The organism is Burkholderia sp. AU45251, from assembly GCF_030482905.1.
Lineage (GTDB): Bacteria > Pseudomonadota > Gammaproteobacteria > Burkholderiales > Burkholderiaceae > Burkholderia > Burkholderia aenigmatica.
Window position 1 is genome coordinate 1 of record NZ_JAUJQH010000056.1, and the last position, 11,377, is coordinate 11,377.

The 11,377-nt window shown below is 64.2% G+C and carries 15 protein-coding genes and 1 pseudogene; 13 read left to right on the forward strand and 3 right to left on the reverse strand.

Annotation, left to right across the window (positions count from 1 at the left end; translation table 11 throughout):
* Window positions 1-134: pseudogene (locus QZM67_RS39470) on the reverse strand (AMP-dependent synthetase); the annotation flags it as partial.
* Between the two features lie 316 nt (window positions 135-450).
* Between QZM67_RS39470 and QZM67_RS39475 the strand changes: the two are divergent.
* The 10 genes from QZM67_RS39475 (at window position 451) to QZM67_RS39520 (ending at window position 7,750) form a co-directional block, all read left to right on the forward strand.
* Window positions 451-1,347: a DMT family transporter gene (locus QZM67_RS39475; RefSeq protein WP_175026451.1), complete on the forward strand. Its 897-nt coding sequence runs from the start codon at window positions 451-453 to the stop codon at window positions 1,345-1,347.
* A gap of 113 nt (window positions 1,348-1,460) precedes the next feature.
* Entirely contained in the window at window positions 1,461-2,069 is a 609-nt protein-coding gene (locus tag QZM67_RS39480) for a TIGR00645 family protein (RefSeq protein WP_301811818.1), read from the forward strand.
* A gap of 34 nt (window positions 2,070-2,103) precedes the next feature.
* Window positions 2,104-3,627 (forward strand): fumarate hydratase, encoded by a 1,524-nt coding sequence (locus QZM67_RS39485; protein WP_043188737.1) that lies wholly within the window; start codon window positions 2,104-2,106, stop codon window positions 3,625-3,627.
* A 193-nt stretch (window positions 3,628-3,820) separates the two neighbouring features.
* Entirely contained in the window at window positions 3,821-4,297 is a 477-nt protein-coding gene (bfr, locus tag QZM67_RS39490; protein WP_043188739.1) for a bacterioferritin, read from the forward strand.
* 39 nt (window positions 4,298-4,336) lie between these two features.
* Entirely contained in the window at window positions 4,337-5,197 is an 861-nt protein-coding gene (gene murI / locus QZM67_RS39495; RefSeq protein WP_043188740.1) for a glutamate racemase, read from the forward strand.
* A gap of 150 nt (window positions 5,198-5,347) precedes the next feature.
* Window positions 5,348-5,584 carry a bacterioferritin-associated ferredoxin gene (locus QZM67_RS39500; RefSeq protein WP_043188741.1) on the forward strand — a complete coding sequence of 79 codons (237 nt, stop codon included), beginning with the start codon at window positions 5,348-5,350 and terminating at the stop codon, window positions 5,582-5,584.
* Entirely contained in the window at window positions 5,581-5,751 is a 171-nt protein-coding gene (locus tag QZM67_RS39505; RefSeq protein ID WP_155292061.1) for a hypothetical protein, read from the forward strand. Before QZM67_RS39500 ends, QZM67_RS39505 begins: the two co-directional genes overlap by 4 nt.
* Before the next feature lie 51 nt (window positions 5,752-5,802).
* The gene (locus QZM67_RS39510) at window positions 5,803-6,540 is read left to right on the forward strand and encodes an energy transducer TonB (protein ID WP_301811825.1); all 738 of its coding nucleotides are present in this window, start codon (window positions 5,803-5,805) and stop codon (window positions 6,538-6,540) included.
* A 36-nt stretch (window positions 6,541-6,576) separates the two neighbouring features.
* Entirely contained in the window at window positions 6,577-7,308 is a 732-nt protein-coding gene (locus QZM67_RS39515) for a MotA/TolQ/ExbB proton channel family protein (protein ID WP_301811827.1), read from the forward strand.
* A gap of 13 nt (window positions 7,309-7,321) precedes the next feature.
* On the forward strand, window positions 7,322-7,750 hold the full coding sequence (locus QZM67_RS39520) for a biopolymer transporter ExbD (RefSeq protein WP_089450934.1): 429 nt from the start codon (window positions 7,322-7,324) through the stop codon (window positions 7,748-7,750).
* Between the two features lie 366 nt (window positions 7,751-8,116).
* On the opposite strand, the gene QZM67_RS39525 is transcribed toward QZM67_RS39520, so the two are convergent.
* Entirely contained in the window at window positions 8,117-9,091 is a 975-nt protein-coding gene (locus tag QZM67_RS39525) for a LysR family transcriptional regulator (protein ID WP_043188748.1), read from the reverse strand.
* A 122-nt stretch (window positions 9,092-9,213) separates the two neighbouring features.
* Between QZM67_RS39525 and QZM67_RS39530 the strand changes: the two genes are divergently transcribed.
* The 3 genes from QZM67_RS39530 (at window position 9,214) to hemP (ending at window position 11,052) form a co-directional block, all read left to right on the forward strand.
* On the forward strand, window positions 9,214-10,086 hold the full coding sequence (locus tag QZM67_RS39530) for a pirin family protein (protein ID WP_301811830.1): 873 nt from the start codon (window positions 9,214-9,216) through the stop codon (window positions 10,084-10,086).
* Window positions 10,087-10,185: 99 nt separating this feature from the next.
* On the forward strand, window positions 10,186-10,668 hold the full coding sequence (locus QZM67_RS39535; protein WP_089450936.1) for an SRPBCC family protein: 483 nt from the start codon (window positions 10,186-10,188) through the stop codon (window positions 10,666-10,668).
* Window positions 10,669-10,806: 138 nt separating this feature from the next.
* Window positions 10,807-11,052, forward strand: coding sequence for a hemin uptake protein HemP (hemP, locus tag QZM67_RS39540; RefSeq protein ID WP_301811832.1), 246 nt, complete (start codon window positions 10,807-10,809; stop codon window positions 11,050-11,052).
* A 140-nt stretch (window positions 11,053-11,192) separates the two neighbouring features.
* Here the strand turns inward: hemP and QZM67_RS39545 are convergent.
* Window positions 11,193-11,377 (reverse strand): hypothetical protein (locus QZM67_RS39545; RefSeq protein ID WP_301811836.1); only part of this gene is annotated, 185 nt, incomplete at its 5' end.

Consider the following 11,377-nt stretch of genomic DNA (forward strand, 5'->3'; position numbering starts at 1 on the left):
CCTTCGTAATCGTTCTCGGCTTCGGCGGCGAGCGCACGGTAGGCCGGCATGCCGGAAATGGTCGCCGCCTGCTCGAGCGCCGCGGGCGGCGCAAACTGGCGGGTTTCGTGAAGAACCGATTCAATCGCAGACATCGACTACCCCTTGGTGAACATGAATCCTCTGCATGGCGGCGCGATCGTGCGCGCCGCGCGTCTTGGCCGGCGCATGCGCGCCGCTGTCTCCTACCCACCACTCACGCACGGCCCGAAGGCTCCTGCGCGATGCTGCGTCGCACCATGCCGCACGATGGCGACCGGACGACACGACCGTTTCCACAATAAGCGTTCCAACTTACCCGTCACTTACGCGGCACGGCCGTTTCGCCCGCCGGGCGGCGCTGCTTGTAGCTTTACGCTGCAACGAGCGCGACCCTACAATCGTAACTGAACTCGCCTTCCGGATTCCAGCTTGAATCGCTACGCTTTCTTTCTCGTGCTGTCGATGCTGTTCGTCGGCAGCAATGTCGGTATCGGCAAATCGATCGTCGTCTTCGTTCCCGTCGCCATCCTCGCCACGCTGCGCTTCGTAATCGCGATCGCCGTGCTGTGGCCGCTGTTCAGCCCGGTGAAGATGCGCACGGTCAAGCGCGGCGAATGGCTGAACCTGTTCCTGCAGGCATTCTTCGGCACCTTCATGTTCACGCTGCTGATGCTGAACGGCGTGCAGCGCACGAGCGCGGTCGCGGCCGGCGTGATCACGAGCACGATCCCGGCGATCGTCGCGCTGTTCGCGTGGCTGATCCTGCGCGAAAAACCGAACGGCCGCGCGCTCGTATCGATCGCGCTCGCGATCGCCGGCGTCGTGACGATCAACCTCGCGAACGGTAGCGCGACCGGGCATGGCGCATCGTCTTCGCTGACCGGCAACCTGCTGATCCTCGGCGCGGTGTGCTGCGAATCGATCTACGTGATCCTGTCGCGCCGCCTCACGCAGACACTCGCGCCGATCGACATCTGCGCGTACACGCACCTGTTCGGCCTGTGCCTGATGCTGCCGCTCGGCGCATCGGCCATGTGGCATTTCGATTACGCGAGCGTGCCGGTCGGCACCTGGGCGCTCGTCGTCTGGTACGGCCTGTCAGCCAGCATCTTCTCGTTCTGGCTGTGGATGAAGGGTATCCGCCACGTGCCGGGCAGCCTCGCCGGCGTGTTCAGCGCGGTGCTGCCGGTCGCCGCGGCCGCGTATGGCATCGCGTTCCTCGGCGAGCGCCCGACGCTCGCACACGGCATCGCGCTCGCGTGTGTCGTCACCGGTATCGTGCTGGCGAGCCTGCGCGTGAAACGCGTGCCGGCGGCCGCCTCCTGATCCGTCCCTGGCAATGCCGGCGCGTCACTGCAGTCGCGCCGGCCGACGCGTTACAATAGCGCGCCTTTTCAAGATTACCCCCGATACCTGCGCACCGCGCCCGACTTTCCACCATGTCTGCCCCGCATTCGCCCGGCCGCCCCGCGCGTCGCCCGCTTCGCCCGCTTCCCGCGCTGATTTTCATGAGCCGCTGGCTCCAGGTTCCGCTTTACCTCGGTCTGATCGTTGCGCAGGCCGTCTATGTGTTCCTGTTCCTGAAGGAAGTCTGGCACCTGCTGTCGCATGCGGCCAGCCTCGACGAAATCAGCGTGATGCTCGCGGTGCTCGGCCTGATCGACGTGGTGATGATCTCGAACCTGCTGATCATGGTGATCGTCGGCGGTTACGAAACGTTCGTGTCGCGCCTCGGCATCGAGGGCCACCCCGACGAGCCCGAGTGGCTCGACCACGTGAACGCGGGTGTGCTGAAGGTCAAGCTGTCGATGGCGCTGATCAGCATTTCGTCGATCCACCTGCTGAAGACGTTCATCAACCCCGATCAGCACACGATGCACGCGATCATGTGGCAGGTGATCATCCACGTGTCGTTCCTGGTGTCGGCGCTCGTGATGGCGTGGGTCGACCGCCTGACGATGCACACGCACCCGGCCCATTTCCACGAGACGCACGCGCCCGTAGCCGCGGTGTCCCGCAAGCCGGCCGAAGCAGCCGCCAACGCATAAACGCATTCCCCACTGTCCCCACAGAGTCTCAGCCATGACCGTCATCAAACAGGAAGACCTGATCCAGAGCATCGCGGATTCGCTGCAGTACATCAGCTACTACCATCCGCTCGACTACATCCAGGCCCTCGGCCGCGCGTACGAACTGGAAGAGAGCCCGGCCGCGAAGGACGCGATCGCGCAGATCCTCACGAACAGCCGCATGTGCGCGGAAGGCAAGCGCCCGATCTGCCAGGACACCGGCATCGTCACGATCTTCGTGAAGGTCGGCATGGACGTGCGCTGGGACGGCGCGACGATGGGCCTCACCGACATGATCAACGAAGGCGTGCGCCGCGGTTACACGCACCCGGACAACGTGCTGCGCGCGTCGATCGTCAATCCGCCGGAAGGCGCCCGCAAGAACACGAAGGACAACACGCCGGCCGTGATCCACTACGAGATCGTGCCGGGCGACAAGGTCGACGTGCAGGTCGCGGCGAAGGGCGGCGGCTCGGAAAACAAGTCGAAGTTCGTGATGCTGAACCCGTCCGACTCGATCGTCGACTGGGTGCTGAAGACGGTGCCGACGATGGGCGCAGGCTGGTGCCCGCCCGGCATGCTCGGGATCGGCATCGGCGGCACGGCCGAAAAGGCGATGCTGATGGCGAAGGAATCGCTGATGGAGCCGATCGACATCCAGGAAATCATCGCGCGCGGCCCGAAGGACTGGGTCGAGGAACTGCGTGTCGAACTGCACGAGAAGGTCAACGCGCTCGGCATCGGCGCACAGGGCCTCGGCGGCCTGGCCACCGTGCTCGACGTAAAGATCATGGCCGCACCGACGCACGCGGCATCGAAGCCGGTCGCGCTGATCCCGAACTGCGCGGCGACGCGCCACGCGCACTTCGTGCTCGACGGTTCGGGCCCGGCCAAGCTTGAAGCGCCGTCGCTCGACGCATGGCCGAAGGTCCAGTGGGAACCGAACACGGAAACCAGCAAGCGCGTCGACCTGAACACGCTGACGCCGGAAGAAGTCGCGAGCTGGGCACCGGGCCAGACGCTGCTGCTGTCGGGCAAGATGCTCACCGGCCGCGACGCCGCGCACAAGCGCATCGCCGACATGCTCGCGAAGGGCGAGAAGCTGCCGGTCGACTTCACGAACCGCGTGATCTACTACGTCGGCCCGGTCGATCCGGTGCGCGACGAAGTGGTCGGCCCGGCCGGCCCGACGACGGCCACCCGCATGGACAAGTTCACCGAGACGATGCTCGCGCAAACCGGCCTGATCTCGATGGTCGGCAAGGCCGAGCGCGGCCCGGTCGCGATCGACGCGATCAAGAAGCACAAGGCGGCCTACCTGATGGCGGTCGGCGGTGCGGCGTACCTCGTGTCGAAGGCGATCCGCGGCGCGAAGGTGCTCGCGTTCGAAGACCTCGGCATGGAAGCGATCTACGAGTTCGACGTGCAGGACATGCCGGTGACGGTGGCGGTCGATTCGTCGGGCACGTCGGTGCACCAGACCGGCCCGAAGGAATGGCAGGCCAAGATCGGCAAGATCCCGGTCGCAGCCGCTTAAGCGCGATCGAACGAAAGGCCGGACGGACGTCCGGCCTTTTTACTTCTCATTCTCATTATTGAGCACGGCCGATTACTCAAGGCTGATTCTCATTACATGCAAAAGGCAGGCCAGACAAGGCTTCGAGGCTTGGCTTTTCTCGTTCGAGCGATTATCGTTCGGTTTCTGAAGCCCCACTGAACAAGGAACAGCCATGCAAGGCGACAAGAAAGTCATCGAATATCTGAACGCCCAGTTGAAGAACGAACTCACGGCGATCAACCAGTACTTCCTGCATGCGCGCATGTACAAGCACTGGGGCCTCGAGAAGCTCGGCAAGCACGAGTACGACGAGTCGATCGGCGAAATGAAGCACGCCGACTGGCTGATCGAGCGCGTATTCATGCTCGACGGCCTGCCGAACCTGCAGGATCTGCACAAGCTGCTCGTCGGCGAGGAAACCGAAGAGATCCTGAAGTGCGACCTGAAGCTCGAGCAGATCTCGCAGTCCACCTGCAAGGAAGCGATCGCCTACTGCGAATCGGTGCGTGACTACGTGTCGCGCGAGATCTTCGAAAAGATCCTCGACGACACCGAAGAGCACATCGACTGGCTGGAAACGCAGATCGACCTGATCGGCAAGGTCGGCCTGCAGAACTACCAGCAAACGATGATGGGTTCGGCGGAGTAAACTCTCTCCACACTTCCCGTTATCGCCCCCAGCCCGTTCATGTCGACACCCTCCGTTATCGCAGCGACGGCCTCGACCGTCGCCCCCGTCGGCATCTTCGATTCTGGGCTGGGCGGCCTGTCGGTGCTGCGCGCCGTGCGCGCGCAACTGCCCGACGAATCGTTCATCTACGTCGCCGATTCGCACCATGCGCCGTATGGTCCGCGCGACGAGGCGTTCATTACGGAACGCACGCTGGCAATCGGCGAGTGGCTCGCCCGCGAAGGGGCGAAAGCGCTCGTCATCGCCTGCAACACCGCGACCGCGCGCGCGATCGCCGCGATCCGCGAACGCCTGTCGATGCCGCTGGTCGGCGTCGAGCCGGGCATCAAGCCGGCCGCCGCCGTGTCCGCGAGCGGCATCGCGGGTGTCCTCGCCACCCAGTCGACACTGAACAGCCCGCGCTTCCAGGCGCTGCTCGACCGCTACGGCGCCGGCCGCCGCTTCATCTGCCAGCCCGGCCACGGGCTCGTCGAAGCCATCGAGCGCGGCGACACGAATTCGCCCGCATTGCGTGCGTTGCTCGACAGCTACCTGCAGCCGATGCTCGACGACGGCGCCGATACGCTGGTACTTGGCTGCACGCATTACCCGTTCTTCACGGAAACGATTCGTGACCTTGTGGGCGACCGCCTCACGATCGTCGACACCAGCGACGCCATCGCGCGCCAGCTCATGCGGGTGCTCGACGAGCGCAACCTGCGCGCGCCCGCCGGCACGCGCGCGGCGCCGCCCCGCTTCTGCTCGACCAGCGACGGCCGCCAACTGCAGGTACTCGCGTCGACACTGCTCGGCCTTACTGCGCCAGTCGAATCCGTCACCATTTCCTCGCCGAACGCGCGCGCCTGCGCGACCGCCTGACACGGGCCGGCACGCCCTCTTCGGCGCGCCACCCTACCGCTTCGCCACTTCAAGGGTCTGATGACCTTAAAAAAAGGCCGCCCCAGACTTGTCAACGTCCGCAAATTTAATGATAATAATTCGCATTACCGTTAGCTATCGCAACTCATCATGATCGTCTGCGTGTGCAAGTCTGTTTCCGATCGCAAGATTCGCGCGTCCCTCGCTGAGGGCGTGAACTCTTTCGATGAACTCCAGTTCGAGCTCGGCGTGGCCACGTGCTGCGGCAAGTGCGAGGAGTCCGTACGCGACCTCATGGCCGAACACGGCGTCTGCGCGAGCCAATGCGGTGTCGAGCATCACGCTCACCCGATCCCGGTCACGTTCTACGAACGCAAGGCCGCGTGACCGGCACCGAGTGTGCGCATGCGGCCCAGGCCGCATTTTTTGTTTCAACCGTCAGCAAGCCACCGTCTGCGCGAGCCAGCGGCCTACCTGCCAAGGAGCCTGTCATGGAATTGCTGATCGGATTTGTGACCACCGTTTGCATCTCGCTGCTGATCTTCCGCAAGTGATGCCGATTCACCCGCCGCGCCCCGGGTGCGACATCGTTCTTTCAAGCTAACATGCAGGCTTCGCATCTCGCTCCTGCCGGCGCCATGCCGGCTGCACCACGTATGAATTCCCGTGTGATCGTCGTCGCGGTCGGTGTGCTTGCCGCACATGCGATCATGCTGACGGCCGCCTGGCTCCATCGCAACGCGCCGCCACCGCCGAAGGAGATCGAGGTTCAGTCGATCACCGCGCAGCTCATTCCACCTGCGCCACCTGCCCAGCCGGTCGCGGTCCAGTCGGCCGCGCAGCAGCCTACACCGCCCAAGCCCACGCCCACGCCGCGCGTGAAGCCTAAGGTCGAGCCGAAACCGGTACAGAAGGCGGTTCCGACGCCTCAGCCGGTCTCGCAGGCACCGTCGCCGACACCCGCGCCGGCCGCCGTCGATCCGACACCGGCTCCCGCTGCGCCGGCACCTGCTGCACCGGCTGCTGCGCCCGGCCCGGCTCGCGAGACGATGCAGGTCAGCGCACCGAAGAACGTATCGGCGCTCAGCTGCAATTTCGTGAAGCCCACCTATCCGTCGATGTCTCGCCGTCGCGGCGAAACGGGCACGGCCTATGTTCACTTCATCATCGGCGTGACGGGCAAGATCGAAAGCGTCCAGCTGCAGAAGAGCAGCGGCTACCCGCGTCTCGACGAAGCCGCCCTCGAGGCGACGCGCGCCAGCACCTGCCCGCCGTATCTCGAGAACGGCCAGGCGATCCGCGCTGCTCATACGCTGCCCTTCAACTTCACGCTTGACGACTAACCCGTCATATTCGGTAGATTCAAAGGAAACAAGAAAATGCAAAGCTACGGTATCGCGCACGTCTGGGCGCAAGGTGATTTCGTCACGCGCGCCATTGCGATCACGCTGCTCGTGATGTCGGTCCTGTCGTGGATCGTGATCGTCATCAAGGGCTGGAACGTGATCCGCCTGAACCGCCTGACGAAGAACGCCGAACAGGCGTTCTGGCATTCGGACAATTTCGACGACGGCGTCAAGAAGCTCGGGCTCGCCGCATCGACGCCGAACGACAACCCGTTCCTCGCGCTCGCACTGTCGGGCAAGGAAGCCGCCGATCACCACCACCAGACGCAGCCGCACCTGCACGACCGCATGGACGTGTCGGACTGGGTCACGCGCTGCCTGAAGGACACGATGGACGAAGGCATCTCGCGCATGCAGAGCGGCCTCGCGATCCTCGCGTCGGTCGGCAGCACGGCGCCGTTCGTCGGCCTGTTCGGTACGGTCTGGGGGATCTACCACGCGCTGCTCGCGATCGGCGCAACCGGCCAGACGTCGATCGACCAGGTCGCGGGCCCGGTCGGCGAGTCGCTGATCATGACCGCGTTCGGCCTGTTCGTCGCGATCCCGGCCGTGCTCGGCTACAACGCACTGACCCGTGCGAACAAGGGTGTCGTCAGCAAGCTGCGCCGCTTCGCGCACGGCCTGCACGCGTACTTCGTGACGGGCGCGAGCCTCGCGTCGTCGTCGACGCGCGACGGCCTGCGTCTCGCGACGCGCGCCAGCTGAGACGGGGTGAACCATGGCAATGAACACCGGTTTCAGCGACGATGACGACGATGCCGTGATGAGCGAGATCAACATGACACCGCTCGTCGACGTCATGCTCGTACTCCTGATCATTTTCCTCGTGACGATCCCGGCGATGCAGCATGCGGTGAAGATCGACCTGCCGCACGCCAGCAGCCAGCCCGTCGACGAAAAGCCGCAGACGGTCGACGTCGCGATCCAGGGCGACGGTACGATCCTGTGGGACGACCACACGGTCACGCGCGAACAATTGCAGGCGCGCATCGCGGAAGCAGCAAAGCGCACGCCGCAACCGGAGTTGCACCTGCGTGCGGACCGCAAGGTCGCTTACGAACACGTCGCCGAAGTGATGTCGGATGCGCAGGCAGGCGGCCTGACGAAGCTCGGCTTCGTGACGGAACCGACTGCGAAAGCGAAGTAACGCACGCGCGATCCGACGCGCCGGCCGCACCTCGTCGGCCGCACAAAGTAAAAGGCCTTCATCGCCAGATGAAGGCCTTTTTTCATGCGCACGCGGGCGCCTTCGGGCGGCGGGCTCTTTGGCGGTATCGGTTGCGCCTCGAGCAACGCAAATGCGACTCTGCCGTGGTCTGCACGGACTGCGCGTTCTGCCCTATCTGGCTCGCAATATATGCGGCCACCTGATTTCGCTCCGAACTTCCTTCACGAAATGGGATTTCAATATAGGCCCGCACGCACGCGCATTCAAGGTTCCGGCGATTGAAACTTGCGATTGCAGGCGACGCTTCAATGACAAAACAAATTTGCCTCGTCGTGCACGTCGTGTTCAGGTCGCCGAAGCATCAGCCGCCGCTTCCTTCTTCGCACGCTCCGGGCACCCCGGATCCTGGTAGGCGCCGTGATCGAGCTTCTCGACCAGATAGTCGACGAACGCACGCACCGCGGGCGGCATCCCCTGCCGCGACACGAACACCGCGTACAGTTGCGGCACCGGCAGCGTCCAGCCCGGCATCACGGGCGACAGTTGCCCCGCGCGCAGCGCGTTGCCGTACATCATCTCCGGCAGTGCCGCGATGCCGAGCCCATCGAGCACGGCTTCGCGGATCGTCATCAGGTCGGCCGTCACGAGCCGCGGATCGTGCTCGTGCACGTGACGCGTACCGTCCGGCGCGATCAGGTTGAACACGTGCCGCCCGTCGACGCTCGGTGTATCGAGCGTCTCGAATCCGGTCAGGTCGTCCGGCACCAGCGGCGGCGCATTCTGGCTCAGCAGGCTCGGCGCGCCGACCAGCATCTGCTCGGTGCGCCACAGCGGCCGCACGACGATGTTCGCGTTCTGCGGCGGCTCCGAGCGCACGCGCAGCGCGACGTCGATCGAATCCTCGAACAGGTCGATCACGCGATTCGTCACGCGCACGTGCACCTTCACCTCGGGATAGCGGCGCAGGAATTCGGGCAGGATGCGCGACAGCATCGTCTGCGACAGCGTCACGGGCACGCTGACGCGTACCGAGCCGCGCGGCGATGAGCGCAACTGCTGGACCGCATTCATCGCCGCCTGCGCTTCTGCCAGCATCGCCTGGCAATGCTGGTAGAACAGCTCCCCTGCCTCGGTCAGCGCGAGCTTGCGTGTAGAACGCTGCAGCAGGCGCACGCCGAGCGCCGCCTCGAGTTCGGTCAGGCGCCGCGACAGGCGCGATTTCGAGATGCCCAGCACGCGCTCCGCAGCCGAGAAACCGCCATGTTCGACGACCTGCGAAAAGTACATGAGGTCGTTCAGGTTATGTGCATCGATATTCATCTCATCGTTCCAATTTCAGAACAATCCATTGCGAACCGTCGCGAATCGAACGGTAAAACGCCCAATATAATAGCGCCATGTTTCAAAAATAACGCTATTCCGATCATTTCGAGGGAATCCAAATGACGACCGCTCGCTCGCTTGACCGCACGTACCCCGCGCTTCGCACGACAGAAGGCGGCGGCTTCGTGGTTCACCGCCCGTTCCCGACCCGGCTGCTGATGGATTTCGATCCGTTCCTGCTGCTCGATGAAATGGGACCGGTCGACTATGCGCCCGGCGAAGCCCGCGGCGCGCCGGCCCACCCGCATCGCGGCTTCGAGACCGTGACCTACGTGCTCGACGGGCACTATCGCCATCACGACTCGGCCGGCCACGCGGGCGCGCTCGGCCCCGGCGACGTGCAGTGGATGACGGCCGGCGCCGGCGTCGTGCACAGCGAAATGCCGGATCCCGCGTTCGCGCAGGCGGGCGGCCGTTCGCACGGCTTCCAGTTGTGGGTCAACCTGCCGCGCCGCGACAAGCTGATCGCGCCGCGCTACCAGGAAATTTCCGCCAGCCGCATCCCGACCGCGACGTCGCCGGACGGCCGCGCGCGCGTGCGCGTGATCGCCGGCGAGGCATTCGGTGTCCAAGCCGTGATCGAGACACGCACGCCGATCCTCTATCAGCATTTCACGCTGGAACCGGGCGCAACGGTCACGCAGCCCGTGCCGGCCGGCTATCGCGTATTCGCCTATCCGATCGCCGGAACGGGCCTCTACGGGCCCGACAGGCAGGCTGTCGACGCACAACATATGATCGTCTACGGCTGCGACGGCGACACCGTCACGTTCGCGGCCGGCGATACGCCGCTCGACCTGCTGCTGATCGGCGGCGTGCCGCTCAACGAGCCGATCGTGCGCTACGGCCCGTTCGTGATGAATACCGAGGAAGAGATCCGGCAGGCCGTCGTCGACTACCAGAGCGGCCACATGGGCCGCATCGAAGCGTGACGCCCGGATGGGGACGCAGGTGCCGCGAAACCGCGCGTTTTGCGTCACAATGACTTCTTGAACCATGTGGCCGCCGGCCACCAGAAGGAACCTGCCCCCTTGAACTTCGAACACCTGATCCAGATCAACTCCGACGATCCGGCCGTGCCGACCCTCACCCGCGACCAGCTTTGGGAAGGTCTCGTGTTGCGTGCCGAACAGCCGCAACTGTTCGTGCTCGGCCTCGACAGCTGCGTCGTCCACGAACGGACGGACACGACGCTCGAACGTGAGCTGCACTATGGTCACGCGACCGTGCGCGACCGCGTCACGTTCACGCCGAACCAGCAGGTTCGCTACGACATCCTCGCCGCCGACGGCGAGATCGGCGGCTCGCTGACGATGTCGATCGAGGAGCGCGACGACCACGAACTGTTCCTGCGTTTCGAATACCGCACGACGCTGGTCGTCACGGACGACAGCGAAGACGCGCGTCAGACGCACGGGATCGTCAAGGAGGCGTACCGCACGTCGGATATCGATACGGTCCGCCTGATCCGCGAGTACGCGCAGGGCCGCAAGGATCCCGATCCGCTGCACTGAACCCGGTGGCGGCCTGCGGGCCGCCCCTTTGACTCAAGCTATCAGGTTTGCCATTTCGATCGATAAAGAGTTTTTGCGAATGGGAATGGTTATCATTTAGAATTCATTCCATCGTATCGACAGTCACCGATCAACCGAATGACCGACACCATGCGCCCGACCACGCTGACCCTGCGCCGCACGACCGGCACCGCAGGCAGCAGCCGCCAGAAGACGGCAGCGGTCACCACGCCAGCGACACCCGCCGGCAACCGCGATGCAGGCACGCGGGTCGTCAGCAGCGATGCGCTGCTGCAAGGCCAAAGCCACGTCAGCATCGCGCATAACGGAGAGACCTATCAGTTGCGCGCCACGCGGCTCGGCAAGCTGATCCTGACGAAGTAACGACCGAGTATTGTGGGGACCACCTCCCTGAGAGGTGTTGGGCAGTAGCCAGCGTAACGGCTTGCACGCGAGATCTAGACCCCTTCGTGCAAACACACTCAAGCAGCCGTTGCAGCAAGCCAAGCCACTTTTTTTGGTTCTCACGCCTGGAAGAAAAAAAGCGACACGTCGAAGGACGTGTCGCTTTTTTGTTTGGGTTGACCCGTCCTGAAATAGGTTGACACTTTTTCGCCGAAGCGAAGAGGTGCCAAGTGCAACAAGGGATCAAACGAACGCAGCGGGACTACAGCCTGGCTTTTAAGCTGTCGGTGGTGGCGCAAGTCGA

What these genes read in the sequence shown, in the direction of transcription:
- QZM67_RS39510 (WP_301811825.1), top strand. Translation starts at nt 5,803, where the DNA reads ATGCAGGCTTCGCATCTCGCTCCTGCCGGCGCCATGCCGGCTGCACCA.
- hemP (WP_301811832.1), top strand. Translation starts at nt 10,807, where the DNA reads ATGACCGACACCATGCGCCCGACCACGCTGACCCTGCGCCGCACGACC.
- QZM67_RS39530 (WP_301811830.1), top strand. Translation starts at nt 9,214, where the DNA reads ATGACGACCGCTCGCTCGCTTGACCGCACGTACCCCGCGCTTCGCACG.
- bfr (WP_043188739.1), top strand. Translation starts at nt 3,821, where the DNA reads ATGCAAGGCGACAAGAAAGTCATCGAATATCTGAACGCCCAGTTGAAG.
- QZM67_RS39515 (WP_301811827.1), top strand. Translation starts at nt 6,577, where the DNA reads ATGCAAAGCTACGGTATCGCGCACGTCTGGGCGCAAGGTGATTTCGTC.
- murI (WP_043188740.1), top strand. Translation starts at nt 4,337, where the DNA reads ATGTCGACACCCTCCGTTATCGCAGCGACGGCCTCGACCGTCGCCCCC.
- QZM67_RS39480 (WP_301811818.1), top strand. Translation starts at nt 1,461, where the DNA reads ATGTCTGCCCCGCATTCGCCCGGCCGCCCCGCGCGTCGCCCGCTTCGC.
- QZM67_RS39520 (WP_089450934.1), top strand. Translation starts at nt 7,322, where the DNA reads ATGGCAATGAACACCGGTTTCAGCGACGATGACGACGATGCCGTGATG.
- QZM67_RS39500 (WP_043188741.1), top strand. Translation starts at nt 5,348, where the DNA reads ATGATCGTCTGCGTGTGCAAGTCTGTTTCCGATCGCAAGATTCGCGCG.
- QZM67_RS39525 (WP_043188748.1), bottom strand. Translation starts at nt 9,091, where the DNA reads ATGAATATCGATGCACATAACCTGAACGACCTCATGTACTTTTCGCAG.
- QZM67_RS39485 (WP_043188737.1), top strand. Translation starts at nt 2,104, where the DNA reads ATGACCGTCATCAAACAGGAAGACCTGATCCAGAGCATCGCGGATTCG.